This window comes from Ruegeria sp. BF6 (genome assembly GCF_056538665.1).
Map to the genome: position 1 here is coordinate 40,880 of NZ_JBQFTN010000016.1, position 22,689 is coordinate 63,568.

The window sequence follows — 22,689 nt, forward strand, 5'->3', positions numbered from 1 at the left end:
GCGCTCAGCGACAAGAAGAGTCAAAGGGGGAAATCCGGCTTGATTCTGCCTGTTCCGCGGGGCATCACCTCCTCATGCTGATTTACAAGATTTTCCGGGCCGATGAATGGGCTATTTTGCAGGATCAGGGGGCCACTGACGGTGCACCGATTGATGTTGCCGACGGCTTTGTCCATTTCTCGACCGCCGAACAAGCCGCCGAGACCGCAGCCAAACATTTTGCCAAGGCCGAAGGGCTGACCCTGCTGGCCTGCGACGCGGATGCGATGGGTGACGACCTGAAATGGGAGGTATCGCGCGGCGGCGCCTTGTTTCCGCATCTCTACCGCCAAATTCGCATGACGGATGTGGTCTGGTCGCGCGCCCTGCCCTTTGACGGGCAGGCGCACCAGTTCCCGGCAGAGATGGTATGACCGCGTTCATTGATCCCGACCGTGCCCAGTTCGAAGTGTTCAAGGCACTGGACCGCGATCACCCGATTGAGATGCTGAATCTGGTGAAGTTTCGCGACAAGGCCGCATACCTCGCTGGGCACGAACTGGCCAAGGCCGGGCTGACCGGCGCGCAGGCCTATCGCAACTATGGGGTCGAGACCGCCCCGATCATTGCACGGCTGGGGGCGTCGATCCTGTGGCGTGGCGCGTATCAGACCACCCTGATCGGTCCGCAAGATGAGGTATGGGATGAAGTGTTCATCGCCCGATATCCATCGGCACACGCGTTCCTTGAAATGGTGACGGACCCGGTTTACCAAGCGGCGGTCATACATCGACAAGCGGCGGTTGAAACCTCGCGCCTGATCCGATGCGCACCGGCAAATGGCGGAGAGACTTTCGGATGAAATTGACAGAGAAACTGGGGCTTGCCGTCCTCCACAAGTTGGACCCGGAAGCCGCCCATGGCATGTCGATCAAGGCGTTGCGGGCCGGTCTGGCCCCTATGCCGGGACCGGTAACCTCGCCTCGGCTGAAAACCCAAGTAGCCGGCCTGGATCTGCCCAACCCAGTAGGACTGGCCGCGGGATTCGACAAGAACGGAGAGGTTCTGACCCCTCTCTCTCGCACTGGTTTTGGTTTCATCGAAGTTGGCGCAGTCACACCGCGCCCGCAACCCGGCAACCCGAAGCCCCGTCTGTTCCGCCTGTCCGAAGACAAGGCCGCCATCAACCGCTTTGGCTTCAACAACGAAGGCATGGAAGCCATGGCAAGCCGCCTAGCGGAGCGCCCCAAGGACGCAGTGATCGGCCTGAACCTTGGCGCGAACAAGGACAGTGACGACCGGCCCGGCGACTTTGCCAAGGTTCTCGCCCATTGCGCGGCGTATCTGGATTTTGCCACGGTCAATGTTTCGTCCCCCAACACTGAAAAGCTGCGGGATTTGCAGGGTAAGGCGGCGCTTGGCGCGCTGCTGGGAGGCGTGATCGAAACGCGCAATACGCTGCCGCGCCCAATCCCGGTTTTCCTGAAGGTCGCGCCCGACCTGACCGAAGCGGAATTGCGGGACATCGCCGAAGTCGCCTCAGAAACCTGCGTGGACGCGGTGATCGCAACCAACACCACCCTGTCCCGTGACGGGTTGCGCAGCGACCACAAGGGGGAAGCTGGCGGGTTGTCAGGCGCACCCTTGTTCGAGAAATCGACGCGGGTTCTGGCCCGGCTCAGCCAACTGACCGAGGGGAACATCCCCTTGATCGGCGTGGGCGGCATCAGCAATGCGGAACAGGCCTACGCCAAGATTTGTGCCGGGGCCTCTGCCGTGCAGTTTTATACGGCGCTTGTCTATGGTGGGATATCTCTGGCCGCTGAGATTGCGCAGGGGTTGGACGAATTGTTGGCGCGAGACGGGTTCAACTCTGTCACGCAAGCCGTTGGAAGTAAACGAGAGGACTGGCTGTGATCGCATATTGGCACAACCCGCGCTGTTCGAAATCCCGCGCCGGGCTGGCGTTGCTGGAAGAGAACGGCGCGCAAGTCGAAATTCGCAAATACCTTGAGGACGCGCCTTCGGCCGACGAGCTTCGCAGCGTGCTGGATCAGCTGGGCATTGATGCCATCGACATGATGCGGACGGGTGAAAAGCGGTTCAAAGAGCTGGGTCTGACCAAGGACACGTCTGCAGACGACCTGATCACCGCCATGGCCGAAAGCCCGATCCTGATCGAGCGCCCTCTGGCCATTGCAGGCGACAAGGCGGCCATCGGGCGCCCGCCCGAAAACCTGCTTACGCTGCTTTAAGCCACCTGCGCCTCCAACCGGGGATAACGCCAGCCCAGCGTGATGCCGCGCGCGATATTCAGAACCATCAGCGCGGCCCACAGTCCGTGATTGCCCAGCGTCGGCACAAGAATGAACAGCGCGCCGACATAGATTACGACCGACTGAAGCATCGCATTGCGCATGGCGCGGGTCCATGTGGCCCCGATATAGATGCCGTCGAACATCCAGCTCGCCACTCCGATCGCCGGGGCCAGAGCGGCCCAGATCAGATAGTCCCGTGCGGCGCCCCGCACTTCGGGCGAAGTGGTCATCAGGTCGATCAGGGTCGGTCCGGCCAGGTAGAATACAGTACCCAGAGCAAAAGCTCCGCCCACGCCCCATTGCGACGCCATGATCGACGCACGGCGGACCTGATACCGGTCGCGCGCGCCCACGGCGCTTCCGACCAGGGCTTCGGCCGAGAAGGCAAAGCCGTCCAAAGCAAAGGCGGTGATTTCAAGAAACTGCAACAACACCTGATTGGCCGCAAGATTCACATCGCCCAGATCGGAGCCGACAAACAGAAAGGTAGTGAACGCTCCGGTCAGCAGGACCGAGCGGATCATAATGTCCGTGTTCACCTGCATCATCCGCCGCAGCCGGGCCGCATCGAATATGCGCGGCCAGTCGCACCACTGGCTTCCCTGAAACGCGCCGCGGCACAGCCAAAGACCCAGTGCCAACCCGGTCCATTCGGCGATCAGAGTGGCGATGGCGACACCTTCAACGCCCCAGCCAAGACCAAGCACGAACCACAGATCCAGCAAGATGTTCAACCCATTCATCCAGACCTGCAGGATGAACACGCCGCGCGTTCGCTCGACCGCGATCAGCCAGCCTGTTACCGCATAGAGGGCAATTGTCGCCGGTGCGCCCCATATGCGTATTTGCAGGTAGTCCCGCGTCAGCGCCTCGACTTCGGGGCTGGCGGGTGACAGGGCGAATGCGCCCCAGAACACCCAGATCTGCGTGACTATAAAAAACAGCCCCGCCGCACTGCCCAGCAGCAGACCGCGCATCAGCAAGGCGCCGGTCTCAGCAGTGTCCCCGGCCCCGCGTGCCTGCGCGGCAAGGCCAGTGGTGCCCATGCGAAGGAAGCCGAAGATCCAGTAGATTGTCGCCAGAATAACCGCGCCCATGCCAACAGCGCCGATGGGGGCCGCCTGCCCCATCTGTCCGACGACACCGGTATCGACAGCCCCCAGAATGGGCACCGTGGCATTGGACAGTACGATCGGAACCGCGATCTTCAACACCCGTTTATGGGTGAGTGGCGCCGAGGCGGTTTGCACGGTGTTCTACCCGGCGACCGGTTTGGATTGCGGCATCAGGAAATGCCCCGTCGCCTGCGCAATCGGGCGCGCGTGATTGTCCTGCCATGCCTCGACCCGGACCGAGGCGTAACGCCGGCCAGAGCGGCTGACAAAGGCGCGCGCATAGGCGTCGCGCGGCAGGCCCGAGCGCAGGTAATCCACCGTGAAATCTACGGTTTTGGGAAACCGCACCGAGTCGGCCTTGAATAATTCCTCCGCTTCTATCTCGCCACTTTCGATCTTGGGAAAGAAATATTCCCAACTCAGCGTGATGACGGCGGTGACCTCAAGGAATGCCGCCGTAACCCCACCATGCAGTGCAGGCAGTAAGGGGTTGCCGATCAGCTTGTCGTCGAAATTCAACACTCCGGTCAGTTCGTCACCGCGCCGGTCGAAAGTGATATTCAGGAACCGGATATACGGCACGCCTTCGACAATTGCGTTCAGGGCCGCATCGCGGCGTTGTTTGACCACCTGCATCGGTTCGGGACGGGGCCGCGCCATCACAGACCCTCCACCGTAAAGGAACCAGCGGCGGTTGCGACCGGCAAGTCCTGATTCTCGTCCATCGCCGTAGCCCGGACAAAGGCAACATTGCGAGTGATGTGATAGCAGGTGGCATGAGCGGTGATGCTCTGCCCCGGCGTGGCGGCGCGCATGTAGTCGATCCTCAAGTCAATTGTAGCAGTCCCGCCAGGGGCCGATGGGTGACACATGACGGCCGCACCGCAGCAAGTATCCAACGCGGCAAATACCGCGCCACCATGGATGACACCGGTTCTGGGGTCTCCGACCAGATCGGCGTTATACGGCATGGAAATCGCGGCCTCACCATCGCTGATTGTAGTCAGCTTGAGCCCAAGCGCTTTGGCGTGTGGAATCGCCTCGATGAACCGGCGCGCAATTTCTACTTTGTCGACCATGCGTGGTGCCCCCCCTAATTTCCTTCTTTATGAGCCTGTGCCTTGCAAAAGAGCAAGACCGCCTGTTGCGCTTGCCGCCACGACGGCCTAGTTTGCAGCCAAGGAGATCGAAAATGACTGACAACCGTTTGTCATTAAACGAGATGTGCGAAGAGTTCGACGTAACCAAGCGCACCTTGCGTTACTACGAGTATATCGAGCTTTTGCAGCCGGAACGCGAAGGCCGCAGCCGGTATTACGGTCCGCGTGAATGCGCCCGGATGAAGCTGATCATGCGCGGTCGCCTGTTTGGATTCTCACTGGAAGAGATTCGCCAGTGGCTGTTGATCTATGAAGATCAGGGTAATCAGGCGCAGATGGCCGAGTTCGTGAAACTGGCTGACCGGCAGATGCCCGAACTGCAGAAGCAGCGGCAGCAGCTGGATGAGGCGATGGACGAACTTCAGCGTCTGCGTGACCAGACCGCCAAATCGCTGCGCTGAACATACTCACTTCCTTTGCTGATACCTGAAGCCCGCGCGTTGCAGCCTTGGGCTGGCCCGTTGTGGTTCCGTGTCAGATAGCCAACGCCCTCTCCCGGCTGAAATTCCGTAACGTCAATTCCAAAAACCTGCGCATCAGGCACCTTGACGCGAAAGGATGCTACGTCAACTTTCAATGTGACGTAGCGTTTGCATTACGTGAACGTCATCTACGTGTTGTAACGTGCGCATCGACTGCGCACCTGACTTTTTTAGACGCCAGTGACGAGAGTGCTGAAACCATGACCGAAGACCTGATGACCATCCGTGAAATGTGCGAGACCTACGATGTCACGCCGCGCACATTGCGTTTTTACGAGGCAAAGGAACTTTTGTTCCCGATCCGCGAGGGCCAGAAACGCCTGTTCACCAAACGGGACCGGGCGCGCCTGAAACTAATCCTGCGCGGCAAGCGTTTCGGCTTCAGCCTGGAAGAGATCCGGCAATTGCTGGATCTGTACCATGTGGGTGACCAACAAATGACCCAGATGATCCGTACGATTGAAATCGCACGTGAACGCCTGTCGGACATGGAAGCCCGCCGCGAAGAGCTGACGCAAGCCATTGACGATCTGAAAGAACAGCTGCGCTGGGGCGAGAAAGTCATCGCCTCGATAAACAACGAGAAAAAAGCCGCCGGGTAACCCCAGCGGCTCAATCCCCGGACATCTGAATTTAAGGGAGCTTCAAATGCCCGTCTACAACGCGCCGACCAAAGACACTCAGTTCATTCTGCACAATGTACTGAAAGTCTCGGAATCCGATATTCCAGGCTATAGCGAACTGGAGGCCGAATTTACCGGCGCGGTTCTGGAAGAAGCCGGCAAGGTTGCCACCAACGTTCTGCATCCGCTGAACGTGGTCGGCGACACCGAAGGATGCCGGTTGGAAAACGGCATCGTCTACACCCCCACTGGATTCAAGGATGCTTTCGAGCAGATGAAGGAAGGCGGCTGGACTGGTCTGGACATGCCGGAAGAGTATGGCGGCCAGAACATGCCGTACGTACTGGGAACCGCTGTGGGCGAGATGTTCTCGGGCGCAAACCAGGCATTTGTGATGTATCAGGGCCTGACCCACGGCGCGGCCTCGGCCATTCTGGCGCACGGCACCGAAGAGCAGAAGAACACCTATCTGCCCAACATGGTCAGCTGTGAATGGACCGGTACCATGAACCTGACCGAACCGCATTGCGGCACCGATCTGGGCCTGATGCGCACCAAGGCGGAACCACAGGGTGACGGCAGCTTCAAGATTTCGGGACAGAAGATCTTTATCTCGTCCGGTGATCACGACATGGCCGACAACATCATCCATCTGGTGCTGGCCAAGATCCCCGGTGGCCCCGAGGGCATCAAGGGCGTATCGCTGTTCATCGTGCCAAAGTTCATCGTCAATGAAGACGGTACGCCAGGCGAACGCAACGGCGTTTCGGTCGGCAAGATCGAAGAAAAAATGGGCATTCACGGCAACTCGACCTGTGTCATGAACTATGACGAAGCCACCGGCTGGCTGTTGGGCGAAGAGCACAAAGGCATGCGCGCCATGTTCACCATGATGAACGAAGCGCGTCTGGGTGTGGGGATGCAGGGCCTGTCGCAGGCCGAGGCCGCGTTCCAGAACTCTCTGGAATATGCCAAGGACCGTCTGCAGGGCCGCGATGTAACCGGTGTGAAGAACCCAGACGGCCCGGCCGATCCGCTGATCGTACACCCGGACATCCGCCGCAACCTGATGGATCAGAAAAGCTTCACCGAAGGCGCACGTGCGTTCATCCTGTGGGGCGCGACCATGATCGACAAGGCACACCGCTCGGGTGACAAGGACGCAGACGGGCTGATCTCGCTGCTGACCCCGGTCATCAAGGGCTTCCTGACTGATCAGGGTTATGACATGACCGTTCAGGCGCAACAGATCTACGGCGGCCACGGCTACATCGAAGAATGGGGCATGTCGCAATACACCCGCGACGCCCGGATCGCGATGATCTACGAAGGTGCGAACGGTGTGCAGGCACTGGACCTTGTGGGCCGGAAACTGGCACAGGATGGCGGTAAGCACGTCATGGCCTTCTTCGACATGGTCAAAACCTTCTGCAAGGAAAACAGCGGCAAGGACGAAGCCTATGACAAGGCCTTCATCGAACCGCTGAAAGCCGCGTCCAAGGATCTGCAGGCAGCTGGAATGTACTTCATGCAGGAAGGTATGAAGAACCCGAACAACGCACTGTCCGGCTCTTATGACTTCATGCACATGTTCGGCCACGTCTGCCTGGGGCTGATGTGGGCACAGATGGCCAAGGCCGCGCAGGACGCGCTGGACGATGGTGCGTCGGACAAAGAATTCTACGAAACCAAGATCAACACGGGCCGATTCTACATGGCACGTCGCCTGCCTGCCACGGCAATGCACCTGGCCCGCATCCAGACCGGAGCGGACACGGTCATGGCTCTGGAGGCCGCGAACTTCTGATCAATCTCCGGTTTCGGGGCCCCGCCCCGGAACCGGCTTTTCGGAGGAGACACAATGCCAAAACGCTTTCACCTGACCCGTCGAATTCCGGTCGCCATGACCGAGGACGGTTACCGCAGCTCAGGGCTTTTGCCCGCGATGCCGGGCTGGACGAAGGTGAAGCACTGTCGTTTCTGTTCGAGAACTTCAACAGCGTCATAGATGAGGAGAACCTGACGCGCCGGCTACGAGAATTCAATACCGAGCTTGAGGCGCGCAAACGCTGACGGCTTTACTCGCACCCGTTTTGGGCGTGCGTGTTTTCAGAAAGACGAACCTCATATCGACCAGACCGGTTCGGCTTTCTCGAAATACGCAGATTGCGGCACTGCACCATGCGCCTTGGGAGGGGCGATCGCATGACCATAAAACTTCACTGTTTCGGCGAGAGCGGAAATTCTTACAAGGCCGCACTGGCGCTGGAAATGTCCGGGCTGGACTGGGAACCGGTCTTTGTCGATTTCTTCAATGGTGAGACACGCACGCCCGAATACCGCGCCGAGGTCAACGAGATGGGTGAAGCCCCCGTCATGATCGACGGCGATTTTCGCACCACACAATCCGGAGCGATACAAGCCTATGTAACCGAGAAATCGGGCAAGTTCGGCGGCAAGGATCGGGACGAGAATTACGATATTTTCCGCTGGGTGCTGTGGGACAATCACAAGCTCAGCTCGGTGGCAGGGTTGACCCGTTTCCTGATCCACTTCTTGCCCGAAAAGCACCGCAACCCGGATGTCATCGCTTTCAATCAAGGGCGCTTGAAGGCGGCCTATGAAACTCTGAACAACCACCTTGCAGGCCGCGATTGGATCATCGGAGACGGCGTGACTAACGCCGATCTCAGCTGCTGCGGCTACCTCTACTACCCCGAACCATTCGGCTTTGACCGGGGCGACTGGCCCCATATCGACGCTTGGCTGTCTCGCCTCAGCGAACAGCCCGGCTGGAAACACCCATATGACCTGATGCCCGGCAAACCGTCGGATCGAGCTTAAGGAGAAGACCCATGACCGAAGCTTACATTTATGATGCCCTGCGCACGCCGCGCGGAAAGGGCCGCAAGGATGGCAGCCTGCACGAGGTAACCTCGGTGCGCCTGTCCGCCCTGACCCTGAACGCGATGAAAGAGCGCAACAACCTCGAAGGCCACGCCGTCGAGGACGTGATCTGGGGCAACGTTACGCAGGTGATGGAGCAAGGCGGCTGTCTGGCACGTTCCGCGGTTCTGGCCTCCGAACTCGACCAGTCGATCCCTGGCCTGGCCATCAACCGTTTCTGTGCCTCGGGTATGGAAGCCGTGAACCTGGCGGCAAATCAGGTCAAAGGCGGCGCAGGCGAAGCCTATATCGCCGGTGGTGTCGAAATGATGGGCCGCGTGGCCATGGGCAGCGACGGTGCCGCGATTGCTGTCGATCCCACGCTGGCGATGGACACCTATTTCGTTCCGCAAGGTATCTCGGCCGACATCATCGCGACCGAGTATGGTTTCAGCCGGGATGACGCAGACGCGCTGGCCGTGGAATCCCAAAGACGCGCAGCAGAGGCTTGGGAAGACAACCGGTTCGAAAAATCGGTCATCACCATCAAGGATCAGAACGGCCTGACCATTCTGGACCGCGACGAATACATGCGCCCCGGCACCGACATGCAGAGCCTTGGATCTCTGAACCCGTCCTTCGCGATGATGGGTGAGCAGATGCCGGGCTTCGACAAGGTGGCGATGCTGAAATACCCGCACCTTGAGCGGATCAACCACATCCACCACGCGGGCAACAGCTCGGGCATTGTGGACGGTGCCGCCGCTGTTCTGATCGGCAACAAGGAATTCGGTGAGAAATACGGCCTGAAACCGCGCGCCCGGATCAAAGCGACCGCCAAGATCGGCACTGACCCGACTATCATGCTGACCGGCCCGGTTCCGGTGACCGAGAAGATCCTCGCCGACAACGGTATGAAGATCAGCGATCTGGACCTGTTCGAAGTGAACGAAGCCTTCGCCTCGGTAGTTTTGCGCTTCCAACAAGCATTCGAAGTCGATCCTGCGCTGGTAAACGTCAACGGCGGCTCGATCGCAATGGGCCACCCGTTGGGTGCGACCGGCGCGATGATCGTTGGCACGCTGCTGGATGAGCTGGAGCGTCAGGACAAAGAAACCGGTCTGGCCACGCTCTGCATCGCATCCGGCATGGGTGCGGCAACCATTATCGAGCGGGTCTGATGCCCAAGCTGGATCTCTCTCAGATCCCGTTTCAGGGCGGCTCGGCCTATCCCGGCAAGCTGGCCGAGGCGACCGCAGGTCGTTTCGCCCAGCGTGTGGGTGACGCGGGCGGGCTGACCCAATACGGGGTCAACATCGTGCGGCTCGAGCCGCAAGGCATGTCCTCGCTGCGCCATTACCACATGGAGCAGGACGAGTTTGCCATCATGCTCAGCGGCACCTGCGTGCTAATCGATGATGATGGTGAGCATGAGATGCAGCCCGGCGATTGCGCGGCATGGCCAGCTGGTGAGGCCAACGGCCATCACCTTGTGAACAAAACCGATGCGCCTGCGACCTTTCTGGTGGTGGGCACACGGACCCCGACTGAGACCGGCTATTACAGCGACATAGACATGATGGTGAAGGATGACGAGAACGGATTCGCCTTCACCCGCAAGGACGGCAGCCCGCTGACGGCTGACCAGATTGGAGATGACAATGACTGATTTCACTCTGACCAAAGACGCGGACGGCGTCGCCTTTGTTACCTGGGACGCTCAGGGCAAATCCATGAACGTGATGACCCGCGAAGCGTTTGAACTTGTCAGCACGCTGGTTGACCAGGCGTTGGAAGATGACGAAATCAAAGGTGTCGTCATTACCAGTGGCAAAGAAGGTTCCTTCGCTGGCGGCATGGACCTGAACACGCTGGCCACTATCCGGCAGGAAGCAGGTGATGAGCCGGCACAGGCGCTGTTCGACTTCGTCATGGGTGGCCACCACATCCTGCGTAAGCTGGAATTGGCGGGCATGGACCCCAAGACCAAGAAAGGCGGCAAGCCTGTGGCCTGCGCCATCAACGGCACCTGCGCAGGGATCGGAACCGAGATAGCGCTGGCCTGTCACCACCGCGTCATGACCTCGAACCCCAAGGCCAAGATCGGTCTGCCGGAAATCATGCTTGGCATCTTCCCCGGCGGCGGCGGCACCATGCGTTTCAGCCGTATGGTTGGCGCGATGGCAGCGGCCCCGGTCCTGCTGGAAGGCAAGATGATGGACCCGGCCAAGGCCAAGGGCGCACAGCTGATCGACGCCGTGGCGGACGATCCGGTTGCGGCGGCGAAAGAGTGGGTTCTGAACGCCAAAGACGCTGATCTGGTCAAACCTTGGGACGCCAAGGGCTACAAGATGCCCGGCGGTGCGCCCTATCACCCTGCCGGTTTCATGACCTTCGTCGGCGCCAATGCAATGGTGAACGGCAAGACCCAAGGCGCTTTCCCGGCGGCCAAAGCCCTGCTGAGTTCAATCTACGAAGGTGCATTGGTAGATTTCGACACTGCTCTGCGGATCGAAGCGCGCTGGTTCACCAATATTCTGATGAACCCCTCCTCGTCGGCAATGATCCGCTCGCTGTTCCTGAACAAGGAAGCATTGGAGAAAGGCGCGGTGCGCCCCAAGGACGTGCCAGATCAGCGGGTCAAAAAGGTTGGCGTTCTGGGTGCGGGCATGATGGGGGCCGGCATTGCACTGGTCTCGGCGCAGGCCGGAATGGAAGTGGTTCTGGTCGACCGCGATCAGGAAGCTGCCGACAAAGGTAAGGCCTATACCGAGACCTATCTGGACAAGGGTATGAAGCGCGGCAAGGTCACGGTCGAAAAGAAGGAAGCCATGCTGGCCCGCATCACCGCGACGCCCGATCTGGAGCACCTAAAAGGCTGCGATCTGATCATCGAAGCCGTGTTCGAAGATCCAGACGTGAAAGCAGAGATGACCGAAAAGGTCGAGGCTATCATCCCCGAGGATTGCATTTTTGCTTCGAACACCTCGACCCTGCCGATCACCGATCTGGCCAAAGCATCCGCACGGCGTGAGCAGTTCATCGGCATCCACTTCTTCTCACCGGTTGAGAAGATGTTCCTGGTCGAGATCATCAAGGGCAAGGAAACTGGTGATCGTGCCGTGGCCAAGGCGCTGGACTATGTCCGTCAAATCAAGAAGACGCCAATCGTGGTCAACGATGCTCGGTTCTTCTACGCCAACCGCTGTATCATCCCCTATATCAATGAAGGTGTGCGGATGATCGCCGAAGGTGTGAACCCGGTGCTGATCGACAATGCCGCGCGTCAACTGGGGTTCCCGGTGGGGCCGATCCAGCTGACCGATGAGACCTCGATTGATCTTGGGGCCAAGATTGCCCGCGCGACCAAAGCAGCGATGGGCGATGCTTACCCGGAAAGCCCCTCGGATGATCTGATCTTCTGGATGGAGGAACTGGGCCGTCTGGGCCGCAAGGCCAATGCGGGTTTCTTCGACTATGACGAAAAGGGCAAGCGCACCGAATACTGGAAAGGCCTGCAGGAGAAATACCCGCATGCCGAGGACCAGCCCGACTTGATCGAAGTACAGGAACGCCTGATGTTCGCGCAGGTTCTGGAAGCGGTCCGGGCGCTGGAGGAAGGCGTTCTGGAAGACATCCGCGAAGGCGACGTAGGCGCGATCCTTGGCTGGGGCTTTGCACCTTGGTCGGGCGGCCCGCTGAGTTGGCTGGACATCATCGGCACGCCTTACGCGGCCGAGCGTTGCGATCAACTGACCGAAGCTTACGGTGAGCGCTTCGCCTGCCCGCCACTGCTGCGTGAGATGGCCGAAAAGGGCCAGAGCTTCTACAGTCGCTTCGCACCCGAAGCCAAGGCTGCCTAAACAAAAACGCTGGCGCATGCCCCCAATGCGCCAGCGTCACCTTGTAGTTTCAGATAGCTTCCCGTTCAGATCATCATCACAGGCCGACCCGGCCGCCCGGGCCGACGCGCACCCCTGACCGGCCGCACCGGAACGATCGGATGATCAAAAACCGGCGCAGGAACCGAGCCCAGCGAATTTGCCAGAACACCAATATCGCCGCGCCTTGTCGTCAGATATATCAAATCCGCAGCGGCTTCGCCCGCGACGACCTCATACGAAGCACCACCGGCAAGGCTGATCGATCCAAAGCGACCCGCGGGACAAAAGGCCCGAAATCCACCCTCGATATAGATCACTTCATCCCGATCGAAGAACAGGGTGCTGATGTCGAAATAAGTCGCAGGCACATCCGAGGTTATCCGGAACATGCCGCTCAGTAGTCTGGCTGAAACAACCGGCAGGCTAACGGGCAGTGTGATCGGATCATGACCCAGCTTGGTGTTGTCCAATGCGACGCCCTGTTCGGGCATCAGCCAGACCGGACGCCCATTATAGGCCGCGTTTGACGGCACTCTGACCGGCATGCTTTCCGAGTTGTTTTCTCCGGTCGGCACCGTGATGCAATCTGTCGCAACGCGGTTTATCGGTTGGAAACCATTATCCAAAGTTCGAACAAAGTCACCGGCCCGCAACTCTTCGACCAGCTTCCACCCACCCTTTGTCGCAACCTTTGTACCGTGTACCAGCCCACCCCGGCGCGCGTTCAGCGCTACTTGCGGCTCAGCTCTCCCCTGGTATTCGGACCCTTCAGCAAAATCTATTACACTCTGTACCTTCAACAAGAACCCACCCACCTATTACACACAAAAACTAAGTCTTATGAGTATCACAGGATCAGGCGGTGCGACTTATTTTTGACATATTATGGCCCAATTTGGGTCATTTCAGGCCCATCAAGCCCTTGAAAAATGAACAACAACGAAAATCCAGATATAATTAGAATCAATCTGGAAACTATCTGCCGCTGGCCGGATCAAATGCATACCCGAATCTGGCGATGTCCTCGGCACAGGCTTCGGCAACCGCCGCAGCCGTATGGTCAGAATAGTAGCTGCGGTAGTCCGCACGCCGCCCTGACCGGTTGAGACGGGGCAAAGTCACATGGAATCCAAGATGGTCATCCAAGGGGGCCGCGTCCTGTTCGAAATGCTCAAGTCGGATGAAAAAGCTGCACTGCTCGACCCCGTCGGCGCGTGTCACGTACCGGCGGGCAGGGTTCAGACGGAACGATTGCCCAATATCGGGGTGTTGCGCAAACCCATCGAAGGGCAAGGACTTTGCCAGCGAGACCGACGCGTGATCAAAGCTCTGCTCGCGTAACCAGTGATAGTAGCTGACGATCCGGTCCCACGGGTTACGCACCAAGGTGAACACGGTCAGCACCTGCAGTTCTTCAATCGAAAGAACCCCGTCGATATCCGCCAGCGTGGAATGTTTCCACAAACGTCCCCTGCCAGTCAGAGCCTTGGCGCGCCTGCGGCGCTTGATGGCCTTGGGCGTGTCTCCGAACAGGATGTCATCCTTCATCGCCCGCTGTTCTAACGCTTGCGACAGTGATGTACCGCCCGTTTTAGGGATGTGAACGAAAACATAGCCGCGCCCGCGCGAGATGATCATGCCGTCTTCCCCAATGCGGCGGCACGCCGTGACCGCCAGCCCAGCAGTGCCCCAGCAAGCGCGATCAGCCCGATCCCGGCAATCTGCATGACGCCGATCACCTGACCCAGCGCGACCCAGGCGAATAATGGGCCGAAGATCATCACCGAGTATTCGAACACCGCGACATAAGAGGTCTCACCGATCTGATAGGATTTGATCAGCATGAAGACTGCAATCGTGGACCCAACCGCCTGCACGGCGATCCAGGGCAGCGCCGGTTTCATCTCCCACACCATGCCCCGCGTCACGAAACCATCCGCAAAGGAATGTGGCAGGGTCGAGAACACGGCCAGCCCAATCGCCCCGGCTAGCCCAAGGGTGGCGATCATCGCTGCCAGCAGCGCCACAGTGCTTTCCTGCGCGCAATGGCTGCGCGTGATGATGGAACTGAGCGCATAGAAGAACCCTCCGGCCACCGGCAACAGGGTTTGCGCGTCAAATTCATAGGGGTTGGGCTGCAGCACACACAGGATACCGACAAACCCGATTACAACAGCCAGAATGCGCCACGGGCCTATCCTCTGCCCCATCGCAAGGGCCGAAATCAGCAGCACGAAAATCGGCGAAGTGAACAACCCCGCCAACGCCTGTGCTATCGGCATCAGCGCCAGCGATGCAAAATAAAACAACATCGCCAGCGTAATCAGAACGCTGCGCAGGATAACCGGCCCCAGCCGTCGCGGGCGCAGACTGCCCAATCCTAGCAGCGACAGACCAACGATCAGCGGCAACATCAGCAGGGCTCGGCTCAGGTGGAACTGCCACAGGCCAATCGTTTCAGCCAGCAGGATCACCACGTTGTCGATCACTCCGATGATCGCCATGGCGCCGACCATTAGGGCCGAGGCCAAAACTGGTGAGGTATGACTGTTCGCCTGCATTCATAGCCCCGGTTACAAAGTGTTGTGCAGCGGCGTGGTTTGCCGCGCATCATGCTATCCAGCACATTTCACAATCCGCGCGCAACAGGTTTGCGCCCTTGGATTTTACCATGCTAAGCTAAGTCAAAATAATCACGAGCATACCTCACCTTGAAGACGGCACTTAAACAGTACCAGCGGATCGAAGCCACCGGTCTGTGGCGCCCCTCGCCCGACGTGCAGCGGCGAGAGGTCGTGGTGTCGCTTGGTGAAGCCACGCTGACTATATCGGACTTCAATGAACAGGCTCTGACCCATTGGTCTCTGGCTGCACTGGAACGGCAAAATCCAGGTGTGTTTCCGGCAATCTTCAACCCTGACGGTGACCGGGACGAAACGCTGGAACTGGCAGAATCCGAAACCACGATGATCGAGGCGATCGACCGGCTGCAACGGGCCATCGAACGGGCGCGCCCGCATCCGGGTCGGTTGCGCTGGTTCAGCGTCGCCGGTGTCGTGGCTGCCGTAGCGGCGCTGTTGCTGCTGTGGCTACCGTCCGCGTTGCAGAACCACGTTGTCGCGGTCGTACCGGACATCAAGCATCAGGATATCGGCAACACAATTCTGCACCGGATCGAGCGAGTATCTGGGCGGGCCTGCGCCTCCGAAGACGCAGAGGCGGCACTGGATCAACTGGCCGCCCGCACCGGGGTTCGGAAGGTCATCATTCTTCCCGCCGGGGTGCAAACCAGCCTCAGCCTGCCGGGCGGCATCGTGCTACTGAACCGAGCCCTGGTAGAGGATCACGAAGATCCCTCGGTCGCTGCGGGCTACATCATCGCCGAACGCGCAAGGGCCGAGGCGCAAGATCCGCTGGACGATCTGCTGGACCGCACCGGCGCTACGACAGCCTTCCGCCTGCTGACGACCGGAGAGCTGACGCCGGAGAACGTCGACATCTACACCGAGCAGGTTCTGTCAGAACCACGTCCCACCCTGCCCGAGGATGATTTGCTTGAAGTCTTCGCCCAAGCCGCGCTGCCATCGACCCCCTATGCCTATGCAATGGATGTTACCGGCGAGACGGTGTTGGGCCTGATCGAGGCCGACCCGATGGCGGGTCGCCCCCTGCAACAGATTCTGCCCGACCGTGATTGGGTCCGGCTTCAGAATATTTGCGGCGAATAGCTTACTTGGTGCCGAACATCCGGTCGCCCGCATCGCCCAGACCAGGCATGATGTAGCCTTTCGAATTCAACTCGCGATCCAAAGACGCCGTCACAATTTTCACATCCGGATGCGCCTCTTTCATGCGCTCTACACCTTCGGGCGCGGCCAGCAGGCAGAGGAAACGGATATCGGTCGCACCCGCCTGTTTCAGCAGATCTATCGCTGCGGCCGAGCTGTTGCCGGTGGCCAGCATAGGATCAACGGCTATAACAAGACGGTCCTTCAGACCTTCGGGGGCCTTGAAGTAATACTGCACCGGTTTCAGAGTCTCTTCGTCGCGATACAGGCCGACAAACCCGACGCGCGCCGAGGGCACCAGCTCAAGCACGCCGTCCAACATTCCGTTGCCCGCACGCAGGATCGACACCAGCGCCAATTTCTTGCCGGCCAGAATGGGGGCGTCCATCTCCTCCATCGGAGTTTCGATGTGGCGGGTGGTCAAAGGCATCTCACGCGTGACCTCATAGGCCAGCAGCAGCGTGATCTCGCGCAGCAACTGACGGAACTCAGCGGTCGAGGTGCCCTTGTCTCGCATGAGCGTCAGTTTGTGCTGCACCAGCGGATGGTCAACGACGGTCAGGTGTTCGCTCATGTTCTCTCCAGTCTTTTCTTGACCCGCGCTCGGGTGTTTTCATCGCAGAAGGCCGCGTTCAGGGCCGTATCATTCAGAGCAGCAAAATCTTCGATCTCCCAGCCGAAGGCTTGGCTCAACATCTCATATTCGCGCCGCATGGTGGTGTGGAAAAACGGCGGGTCGTCGGTTGAGATAGTGACGTTGACCCCGTGGTCGCGCAACCGGGCAATCGGGTGCGCTGCGAAATCGGGGAACAAGCCCAAAACCACATTAGAGCCCGGACACACCTCGAGCGTGATTTCACGATCGACCAGTTCGCGAACCAAGTCAGGATCTTCGATGGCGCGGACGCCATGGCCCACACGCACCACACCCAGATCGCGTACCGCGTCGCGCACGCTTTCCGGCCCGCCGAATTCACCGGCATGAGTGGTTAGGCACAACCCGGCCTCGCGGGCGCAGTCGAAGGCCCATTTGTAGTCGCCCTGCGTTCCGACGGATTCGTTGCCACCCATGCCAAAGCCGGTGATCCAGTCTCCGGCCGTCTCGGCGGCGCAATGGGCGCTGCGTTTTGCCTGTTCCGGTCCGAAATGGCGGACACAGGTGACAACTCCGCGAAGGGTGATATCAAACTTGCGCTCGGCCTCATCCGCTGCGTCTTGAATGGCGTTCAGATAGTCACGCCAGGCGTGCAGGTCTCCGCCGCCGCAGAAATCAGGGCTAAGGAAGGTCTCAGAGTACACCACACCATTGGCGGCGCTTTCCTCAAGGATCGCTAACGTCAGGCGACGGAAATCCTCGGGCGTTTTCAGCACCTCGCAGGCGGCCTCGTAGACGCTGAGGAAATGGGCAAAATCGCGGAAGTCATAGCTACCGTCTGGCTTGAAAATCCCGCTCAGGTCGATGCGCTTTTCATGCGCCAACTGGCGGATAAAGGCGGGCGGGGCCGCACCTTCGTGGTGCAGGTGCAACTCGATCTTGGGCAGGTCTGCGACGGTCATAGAAAGCTCTTCCCCGGTCCTTGCGCCGGAATGTTCAGATGGTGCGCAATGCTGGCGGCGACGTCAGCGAATTCGACCGCACCGATCTGCCCAGTGCCGCGTCCGGCGATCAGCACCGGCACTTGTTCGCGCGTGTGGTCGGTGCCGATCCAGCTGGGATCATTGCCGTGATCGGCAGTCAGCAGCATCAGGTCGCCGGGACGCAAGCGCGTCAGGATCGCACCGATCTCATGGTCGAACCACTCCAGCGCCCGGGCGTACCCGCTGATGTCACGGCGGTGGCCATAAAGGCTGTCGAACTCGACGAAATTGGCGAAGGTCAGGCTGCCCTCTTCGGCCTCATCCACCAGGTCGGACAGGTGGCCCATCAACTCGGCATCCGAGCCTTTTAGTAGGGTGTCGATCCCCTGCATCGAGAAGATGTCGCCAATCTTGCCCACCGCATGAACACGCCGCCCGGCGTCCTGCGCCCAGTTCGTCAGAACCGGCGCAGGCGGCAGGATGGCAAAATCCTTGCGGTTGATGGTGCGGGTGAAACCCTGTTCCGGCGAACCGACAAAGGGCCGCGCGATGACACGGCCCACCTTCATCTCATGCAGTCGCGGGGCCAGTGCCTTGCACATGTCCAAGAGACGATCGAGACCAAAGCTCTCTTCGTGTGCGGCGATCTGGAACACGCTGTCAGCCGAGGTGTAGCAAATCGGCCAACCGGTTCGCATATGTTCCGCTCCCAGTTCTGCGATGATGGCGGTGCCCGAGGCGTGGCAGTCGCCCAAAATACCCTCAGTGCCGGCGGCCTCGGCGGCAGCTCGGCTTAGGTCGGTGGGAAAAGATGGCGTGGTGTCCGGGAAATAGTGCCAGTCCCACGGCACCGGCAGACCCGCCAGTTCCCAATGCCCCGAAGGCGTGTCCTTGCCCCGCGAATGTTCGCGCGCGCAGCCCCAAAAGCCCGTTGGCGCTGCCTCCAACCCCGGTGTTTTCACGCCCGAGGCCAAGCGTGTGGCAGCGCCCAGACCCAGCGCATCCAGATAGGGTAAATGCAACGGTCCCGAACGCCCATCCTCGGCGCGCCCCTCAGCGCAGGCCTGCGCGGTATGGGCCAGAGTATTGGCGCCGGTATCGGGCGTTTCGCCATTAAAGAAACGGTCCGCATCCGGCGCACCGCCGATACCGACAGAATCCATCACCACAAGAAAAGCGCGGGTCACGGTGTGATCCTCTCGTGAACAAGCGTCAGCATCGCCCCTGCATCCGGACCTATCGTTATGGCATTCTTCACTGTATCAGCCGCTTGCCGGGCGGCATCTTCACGGGAAGCGTGGACCACCGCCAACGGTGCGCCCTTTTCGATCCGGTCACCCAACCGAACAATGCCCGACATGCCAACCGCCGGGTCGATCACGTCATCCTCGACCTGCCGACCACCGCCCAGCGCAACCACAGCCAGGCCCAGCGTCTCGCCATCCATTGCGGTGACATAGCCGCTGATTTCGGCGGGAACCTCAAGGATCACGCTGGCTTCGGGTAGATAGCGAGACCAATTATCAACAAACTGCAACGGCCCTCCCACGGCAGCCATCATGCGGCCAAACCGCTCGGCCGCGCGGCCATCGCGGATGACGTCAGTGATCTTGTCGCGCCCTTCATCAGCGGTTGCGAACATACCCGCATCGGCCAGCAGCATCCCGCCCAGTTCGGCCGAGATTTCGGCCAGTGGTTCATAATGCGCCTTGGTAAGAACGTTCATCACCTCGGCCACTTCCAACGCGTTGCCCAGCGAAGGGGCCAGAGGTTGATGCATATCGGTGATCACCGCCGATGTCCGGCACCCCGCTGCGTTGGCCGTTTCCGTCAGGGCCTGCGCCAGACGTCGTGCATCCTCCAAGGTCTTCATGAACGCGCCAGAGCCAACCTTGACGTCCAGCACCAGTGCCTCGGGGCTGGCCGCCAGTTTCTTGGACAGGATCGACGCGGTGATCAGATCCAGGCTTTCCACCGTCGCCGTTACATCACGGATCGCATAAAGCCGCTTGTCCGCGGGCGCTATCTGCCCCGTCGCACCGACAATAGCCGCACCGGTGTCGCGCAGGATCTGGGTCAGACGTTCCTGCCCAATCTGAGTACTGACGCCCGGGATGGATTCCAGTTTGTCCAGCGTGCCGCCGGTGTGACCCAGCCCCCGGCCCGAGATCATCGGAACATAGGCACCTAGTTCAGCCAGCGCAGGCGCCAGCACCAGTGAAACGCTGTCACCGACCCCTCCGGTCGAGTGTTTGTCGATCACCGGGCCATCAAAATCCCAACTGAGTACATCGCCGCTGTCGCGCATGGCCACTGTCAGGTCGGCACGCCCCTGCGCACCCAGCCCGCCCATGCAAACGGCCATGGCAAAGGCCCCGGCTTGCGCATCGCTGACGCCGCCATCGGCCAGACCTTGCGCGAACCATATCAGTTCCTCACCGGTGGGCACGTGCCCCCGGCGCAGCTTTGCGATGATCGAACGGGCGTCCATGGGCTCAGACGTCCTCCATATGCGAAGCGTCGAACGCCCCCGGCAGCAGGTCTCCGATCGTGGTTTCGAACTCGGCCCCATCGACCGTTGCCAGCGTCACCTTGACGTCACGCTTGCCAAATTCAGCCAGTTTCTGACGGCATCCTCCGCAGGGCGGCACGGGTTGCGGAGAAGAAGCGACCACGTAAACCTCGGTCAAAGTCTGCTCGCCTGCGGCAACCATTGCGGCGATGGCCCCGGCCTCGGCACAGGTGCCTTCAGGATAGGCCACGTTTTCAACGTTGCAGCCGAAATAAACAGCGCCTGAAGTCGACCGGATCGCCGCGCCGACTTTGAAGTTGGAATAGGGTGCGTATGCTTTTTCCCGGACAGACAGTGCGGCGTCTTTCAAAGTCATAGCGATTCCCCAATTTTTGATCATCTGGTCAGAAAGACATACCCTAAATGAAACAACCCGGGGAGTTGAAGCCCCGGACAGAAGATTCCTTATCCCAAAGCGGTTTTGAACCGACCCGGCAGCGTGACCTCGAGCAATTCAATATCGTCCGAGGGGGCAGCCAACCGAGTGCGCATACCGGGCGGGATGACAAAGGCATCCCCCTGTTCAAGCCGGAAGGGATCGCGGCCTTCGCCTTCCAGCGTGACTTCCCCATTCATGACGAATGTAAAGTGGATATCCGTGTCATGGGTAGCCCAGACCGGATCGCCCTGCCCTTTGCGCACGACCTGCACCCCTGCAACGCCCGTGGTATTCTCTGCAATCGTCGTGTCGCGGCATATATAGCCCGGCAGGCGAAACGGGCCCCACTCGGCGCCTTCCGCTTGATTGAAAACGAACCGCTGGCCCTGCCACTCCCGATCCGGGCGGTACCGAGGTGTGGGAAGTTCCATCTCATGATCGATCTCGGTTACATGTTCGGCGGGGACACCGATCTCGATCACCTGCACATTGTCGGATGCTTCGAGCACACGGTGGCGTATTTCCGGCGGCTGGATAAAGCAGTCGCCCGCCGTCAGGCGCATCTTGTCGCCCTGGTCTTCGTAAACCACATCGACCCAACCATGGATGCAGAAGATCAGCTGAAATCCGACTTTGTGGAAATGCACCATATCGGGAACAGGGCCACCGTCGGGAATACGAATATGGCTGGCGATGATCGACCCACCCAGCCGATCCGGCACCAGATCACGGTAATGCATCCCGGCCCGACCAATGATCCAAGGCGCCTGGTCCTTTAGCCTGCGCACCACGAAAGAATGAACCGTTTCCGGCATGACCAAGGGTGGGTTCAGTTCGTCAATCTCAACCCGGGTACCATTGGGAGCCACAAGGCTGCGCTGACCACCCGCGAAGTCGTCGGGGTTGTCCGTCAGAATACGCAGCGTTCCAGGTGTTTCGGGCGCATCCTTCTCGACCCGCAGGCGCAAACCGTAACCAGAGAACACAGCAATCCGTGGATCATCAGCGGGATAGATCATATCCATCCGCATCCCCAGAACTCTGGTGTAAAACGGAATATCGTCGCGCAATTCCTGCGTTGGCAGGCGGATTTCAGCTTGGGTCTGATTGTGCGGTTTGGTCATTGGTGGTCTCATCGGCCTTGGCTTTCGGCCATCCGATCAGAACGGCGGCCAAAATGCCAATCGAAAAGAACATCTCAAGCGTTTCTTCCAGCACGAACAGACGGGTCGCCATGACGTCCGTCATTTCGGTGCCTATGGCACTGCTGACTTCTTCCAACCCCTGCGCGACAACGGCGCACATACCGGCCAGAAAGAACACCAGTAGAAACGGAGCCCGTTCCTTCATAGCCCGCCAGGCGTTCGGCACCCCATGCCAGACAACCCCACCCAGAACGATCACGGCCAGTACTATCCGCACCATTGTCATATCCAGCAGGACATCCAGACCGTGCAGAATAAAATAGGGTGTGCTGTCCACGGCATAAATATCGGCCTCAAGCTCTCGTTCCGCCAGCAACAGCAGGACCACGCCAATATACAGGCGGCTGATCCCGCGATACCGATAGAGCGCTATCAATCCGGCGGCCAGCAAAGCCGCAGCCGATCCGGTTTCGATCAGACCGCCCTCTTGGTTGAACACCGCCGCCTGCATCGGCCACAGCGAGATGGCACACAGGATCACAATACCCAGAACAATGACTGCGCTGAACGTAGCACTAAATCTGCCTTTTTTCGACGAGAGGGCCGCGACCGTCTCGACGTCTTTCTGATAGCTCATGCCGGTTTTCTCGATACAAAAGGGGGTGGGTTCGAAAGTTGCGGGAATTTAAATGTTTTGCGACGGAAATCAAGCACAGCGGCAAAACGGCCCGCTCTGAGTTCTTAAGTGACGCAGCGTAGCCAAGCTGGAAAAATTAGTTT

The 22,689-nt window shown here is 59.6% G+C and carries 25 protein-coding genes and 1 pseudogene; 13 read left to right on the forward strand and 13 right to left on the reverse strand.

All coding sequences use genetic code 11. The features are described from left to right. Positions 1 to 74: 74 nt before the first annotated feature. Genes ACR0IM_RS21015 through arsC form a run of 4 tightly spaced genes read left to right on the forward strand, consistent with a single transcriptional unit; the run spans position 75 to position 2,234 of the window. Positions 75 to 413: a DUF952 domain-containing protein gene (locus tag ACR0IM_RS21015; RefSeq protein WP_480639948.1), complete on the forward strand. Its 339-nt coding sequence runs from the start codon at positions 75 to 77 to the stop codon at positions 411 to 413. Continuing rightward, positions 410 to 841: a DUF1330 domain-containing protein gene (locus tag ACR0IM_RS21020; RefSeq protein ID WP_480683132.1), complete on the forward strand. Its 432-nt coding sequence runs from the start codon at positions 410 to 412 to the stop codon at positions 839 to 841. Before ACR0IM_RS21015 ends, ACR0IM_RS21020 begins: the two co-directional genes overlap by 4 nt. Beyond that, positions 838 to 1,896: a quinone-dependent dihydroorotate dehydrogenase gene (locus ACR0IM_RS21025; protein ID WP_480683133.1), complete on the forward strand. Its 1,059-nt coding sequence runs from the start codon at positions 838 to 840 to the stop codon at positions 1,894 to 1,896. Before ACR0IM_RS21020 ends, ACR0IM_RS21025 begins: the two co-directional genes overlap by 4 nt. Then, on the forward strand, positions 1,893 to 2,234 hold the full coding sequence (arsC, locus tag ACR0IM_RS21030; protein ID WP_480683135.1) for an arsenate reductase (glutaredoxin): 342 nt from the start codon (positions 1,893 to 1,895) through the stop codon (positions 2,232 to 2,234). The genes ACR0IM_RS21025 and arsC overlap by 4 nt, the downstream gene beginning before the upstream one ends. Here the strand turns inward: arsC and ACR0IM_RS21035 are convergent. From ACR0IM_RS21035 to ACR0IM_RS21045, 3 genes are read right to left on the reverse strand one after another with little or no spacing between them, the layout of a single operon-like run. Next, positions 2,231 to 3,547 carry an MATE family efflux transporter gene (locus ACR0IM_RS21035; protein WP_480683136.1) on the reverse strand — a complete coding sequence of 439 codons (1,317 nt, stop codon included), beginning with the start codon at positions 3,545 to 3,547 and terminating at the stop codon, positions 2,231 to 2,233. The two genes, arsC and ACR0IM_RS21035, sit on opposite strands and share 4 nt — an antisense overlap. Positions 3,548 to 3,553: 6 nt before the next feature. Continuing rightward, a complete protein-coding gene (locus ACR0IM_RS21040) occupies positions 3,554 to 4,072 on the reverse strand; it encodes a PaaI family thioesterase (protein ID WP_480595396.1) in 519 nt (172 codons plus the stop codon). Further along, a complete protein-coding gene (locus tag ACR0IM_RS21045) occupies positions 4,072 to 4,491 on the reverse strand; it encodes a PaaI family thioesterase (protein WP_170325473.1) in 420 nt (139 codons plus the stop codon). The genes ACR0IM_RS21040 and ACR0IM_RS21045 overlap by 1 nt, the downstream gene beginning before the upstream one ends. A 113-nt stretch (positions 4,492 to 4,604) precedes the next feature. Between ACR0IM_RS21045 and ACR0IM_RS21050 the strand changes: the two genes are divergently transcribed. From ACR0IM_RS21050 to ACR0IM_RS21085, 8 genes and pseudogenes are all read left to right on the forward strand, one after another. Continuing rightward, positions 4,605 to 4,973, forward strand: coding sequence for a MerR family transcriptional regulator (locus tag ACR0IM_RS21050; RefSeq protein ID WP_170325474.1), 369 nt, complete (start codon positions 4,605 to 4,607; stop codon positions 4,971 to 4,973). A 281-nt stretch (positions 4,974 to 5,254) separates the two neighbouring features. Further along, positions 5,255 to 5,656 carry a MerR family transcriptional regulator gene (locus ACR0IM_RS21055; protein ID WP_480595398.1) on the forward strand — a complete coding sequence of 134 codons (402 nt, stop codon included), beginning with the start codon at positions 5,255 to 5,257 and terminating at the stop codon, positions 5,654 to 5,656. 46 nt (positions 5,657 to 5,702) lie between these two features. Next, positions 5,703 to 7,484 (forward strand): acyl-CoA dehydrogenase C-terminal domain-containing protein, encoded by a 1,782-nt coding sequence (locus ACR0IM_RS21060; RefSeq protein WP_480683137.1) that lies wholly within the window; start codon positions 5,703 to 5,705, stop codon positions 7,482 to 7,484. 54 nt (positions 7,485 to 7,538) lie between these two features. Continuing rightward, positions 7,539 to 7,750: pseudogene (locus tag ACR0IM_RS21065) on the forward strand (hypothetical protein). Positions 7,751 to 7,882: 132 nt separating this feature from the next. Further along, a complete protein-coding gene (locus ACR0IM_RS21070; protein WP_480683138.1) occupies positions 7,883 to 8,521 on the forward strand; it encodes a glutathione S-transferase family protein in 639 nt (212 codons plus the stop codon). Between the two features lie 11 nt (positions 8,522 to 8,532). After that, complete coding sequence (locus ACR0IM_RS21075) at positions 8,533 to 9,744, forward strand: acetyl-CoA C-acetyltransferase (protein WP_480683139.1); 1,212 nt, start codon at positions 8,533 to 8,535, stop codon at positions 9,742 to 9,744. Beyond that, the gene (locus ACR0IM_RS21080) at positions 9,744 to 10,232 is read left to right on the forward strand and encodes a cupin domain-containing protein (protein WP_480639935.1); all 489 of its coding nucleotides are present in this window, start codon (positions 9,744 to 9,746) and stop codon (positions 10,230 to 10,232) included. The genes ACR0IM_RS21075 and ACR0IM_RS21080 overlap by 1 nt, the downstream gene beginning before the upstream one ends. Beyond that, entirely contained in the window at positions 10,225 to 12,426 is a 2,202-nt protein-coding gene (locus ACR0IM_RS21085) for a 3-hydroxyacyl-CoA dehydrogenase NAD-binding domain-containing protein (protein ID WP_480683140.1), read from the forward strand. The genes ACR0IM_RS21080 and ACR0IM_RS21085 overlap by 8 nt, the downstream gene beginning before the upstream one ends. 65 nt (positions 12,427 to 12,491) lie before the next feature. Here ACR0IM_RS21085 and ACR0IM_RS21090 read toward each other — a convergent pair whose 3' ends face one another. The 3 genes from ACR0IM_RS21090 to ACR0IM_RS21100 form a co-directional block, all read right to left on the reverse strand. Next, positions 12,492 to 13,250: a Hint domain-containing protein gene (locus ACR0IM_RS21090; protein ID WP_480683141.1), complete on the reverse strand. Its 759-nt coding sequence runs from the start codon at positions 13,248 to 13,250 to the stop codon at positions 12,492 to 12,494. A 172-nt stretch (positions 13,251 to 13,422) separates the two neighbouring features. Further along, positions 13,423 to 14,085, reverse strand: coding sequence for a sulfotransferase family 2 domain-containing protein (locus ACR0IM_RS21095; protein ID WP_480683142.1), 663 nt, complete (start codon positions 14,083 to 14,085; stop codon positions 13,423 to 13,425). Then, positions 14,082 to 15,008: a DMT family transporter gene (locus ACR0IM_RS21100; RefSeq protein ID WP_480683143.1), complete on the reverse strand. Its 927-nt coding sequence runs from the start codon at positions 15,006 to 15,008 to the stop codon at positions 14,082 to 14,084. Before ACR0IM_RS21100 ends, ACR0IM_RS21095 begins: the two co-directional genes overlap by 4 nt. A 150-nt stretch (positions 15,009 to 15,158) precedes the next feature. On the opposite strand from ACR0IM_RS21100, the gene ACR0IM_RS21105 reads away from it, so the two are divergent. Then, the gene (locus tag ACR0IM_RS21105) at positions 15,159 to 16,175 is read left to right on the forward strand and encodes a hypothetical protein (RefSeq protein WP_480683144.1); all 1,017 of its coding nucleotides are present in this window, start codon (positions 15,159 to 15,161) and stop codon (positions 16,173 to 16,175) included. Position 16,176: 1 nt separating this feature from the next. Here ACR0IM_RS21105 and upp read toward each other — a convergent pair whose 3' ends face one another. The 7 genes from upp to ACR0IM_RS21140 form a co-directional block, all read right to left on the reverse strand. Beyond that, positions 16,177 to 16,809, reverse strand: a complete 633-nt coding sequence (upp, locus tag ACR0IM_RS21110) for a uracil phosphoribosyltransferase (protein WP_480683145.1) — start codon at positions 16,807 to 16,809, stop codon at positions 16,177 to 16,179. Continuing rightward, a complete protein-coding gene (locus ACR0IM_RS21115; RefSeq protein WP_480683146.1) occupies positions 16,806 to 17,792 on the reverse strand; it encodes an adenosine deaminase in 987 nt (328 codons plus the stop codon). Before ACR0IM_RS21115 ends, upp begins: the two co-directional genes overlap by 4 nt. Continuing rightward, on the reverse strand, positions 17,789 to 19,000 hold the full coding sequence (locus tag ACR0IM_RS21120; RefSeq protein WP_480683147.1) for a phosphopentomutase: 1,212 nt from the start codon (positions 18,998 to 19,000) through the stop codon (positions 17,789 to 17,791). Before ACR0IM_RS21120 ends, ACR0IM_RS21115 begins: the two co-directional genes overlap by 4 nt. Beyond that, complete coding sequence (locus ACR0IM_RS21125; protein WP_480683148.1) at positions 18,997 to 20,304, reverse strand: thymidine phosphorylase; 1,308 nt, start codon at positions 20,302 to 20,304, stop codon at positions 18,997 to 18,999. The genes ACR0IM_RS21120 and ACR0IM_RS21125 overlap by 4 nt, the downstream gene beginning before the upstream one ends. Before the next feature lie 4 nt (positions 20,305 to 20,308). Further along, on the reverse strand, positions 20,309 to 20,701 hold the full coding sequence (locus tag ACR0IM_RS21130; protein WP_480595413.1) for a cytidine deaminase: 393 nt from the start codon (positions 20,699 to 20,701) through the stop codon (positions 20,309 to 20,311). 89 nt (positions 20,702 to 20,790) lie between these two features. Next, positions 20,791 to 21,888, reverse strand: a complete 1,098-nt coding sequence (locus tag ACR0IM_RS21135) for a cupin domain-containing protein (RefSeq protein WP_480683149.1) — start codon at positions 21,886 to 21,888, stop codon at positions 20,791 to 20,793. Continuing rightward, entirely contained in the window at positions 21,857 to 22,546 is a 690-nt protein-coding gene (locus ACR0IM_RS21140) for a hypothetical protein (protein WP_480683150.1), read from the reverse strand. Before ACR0IM_RS21140 ends, ACR0IM_RS21135 begins: the two co-directional genes overlap by 32 nt. Positions 22,547 to 22,689: the final 143 nt, after the last annotated feature.

Bases quoted from the DNA above. Each gene is read 5' to 3' on its own strand.
- ACR0IM_RS21015 (WP_480639948.1), top strand. From the start codon at position 75: ATGCTGATTTACAAGATTTTCCGGGCCGATGAATGGGCTATTTTGCAG.
- ACR0IM_RS21020 (WP_480683132.1), top strand. From the start codon at position 410: ATGACCGCGTTCATTGATCCCGACCGTGCCCAGTTCGAAGTGTTCAAG.
- ACR0IM_RS21025 (WP_480683133.1), top strand. From the start codon at position 838: ATGAAATTGACAGAGAAACTGGGGCTTGCCGTCCTCCACAAGTTGGAC.
- ACR0IM_RS21040 (WP_480595396.1), bottom strand. From the start codon at position 4,072: ATGGCGCGGCCCCGTCCCGAACCGATGCAGGTGGTCAAACAACGCCGC.
- ACR0IM_RS21045 (WP_170325473.1), bottom strand. From the start codon at position 4,491: ATGGTCGACAAAGTAGAAATTGCGCGCCGGTTCATCGAGGCGATTCCA.
- ACR0IM_RS21050 (WP_170325474.1), top strand. From the start codon at position 4,605: ATGACTGACAACCGTTTGTCATTAAACGAGATGTGCGAAGAGTTCGAC.
- ACR0IM_RS21055 (WP_480595398.1), top strand. From the start codon at position 5,255: ATGACCGAAGACCTGATGACCATCCGTGAAATGTGCGAGACCTACGAT.
- ACR0IM_RS21060 (WP_480683137.1), top strand. From the start codon at position 5,703: ATGCCCGTCTACAACGCGCCGACCAAAGACACTCAGTTCATTCTGCAC.
- ACR0IM_RS21070 (WP_480683138.1), top strand. From the start codon at position 7,883: ATGACCATAAAACTTCACTGTTTCGGCGAGAGCGGAAATTCTTACAAG.
- ACR0IM_RS21075 (WP_480683139.1), top strand. From the start codon at position 8,533: ATGACCGAAGCTTACATTTATGATGCCCTGCGCACGCCGCGCGGAAAG.
- ACR0IM_RS21080 (WP_480639935.1), top strand. From the start codon at position 9,744: ATGCCCAAGCTGGATCTCTCTCAGATCCCGTTTCAGGGCGGCTCGGCC.
- ACR0IM_RS21085 (WP_480683140.1), top strand. From the start codon at position 10,225: ATGACTGATTTCACTCTGACCAAAGACGCGGACGGCGTCGCCTTTGTT.
- ACR0IM_RS21095 (WP_480683142.1), bottom strand. From the start codon at position 14,085: ATGATCATCTCGCGCGGGCGCGGCTATGTTTTCGTTCACATCCCTAAA.
- ACR0IM_RS21100 (WP_480683143.1), bottom strand. From the start codon at position 15,008: ATGCAGGCGAACAGTCATACCTCACCAGTTTTGGCCTCGGCCCTAATG.
- upp (WP_480683145.1), bottom strand. From the start codon at position 16,809: ATGAGCGAACACCTGACCGTCGTTGACCATCCGCTGGTGCAGCACAAA.
- ACR0IM_RS21115 (WP_480683146.1), bottom strand. From the start codon at position 17,792: ATGACCGTCGCAGACCTGCCCAAGATCGAGTTGCACCTGCACCACGAA.
- ACR0IM_RS21125 (WP_480683148.1), bottom strand. From the start codon at position 20,304: ATGGACGCCCGTTCGATCATCGCAAAGCTGCGCCGGGGGCACGTGCCC.
- ACR0IM_RS21130 (WP_480595413.1), bottom strand. From the start codon at position 20,701: ATGACTTTGAAAGACGCCGCACTGTCTGTCCGGGAAAAAGCATACGCA.
- ACR0IM_RS21135 (WP_480683149.1), bottom strand. From the start codon at position 21,888: ATGACCAAACCGCACAATCAGACCCAAGCTGAAATCCGCCTGCCAACG.
- ACR0IM_RS21140 (WP_480683150.1), bottom strand. From the start codon at position 22,546: ATGAGCTATCAGAAAGACGTCGAGACGGTCGCGGCCCTCTCGTCGAAA.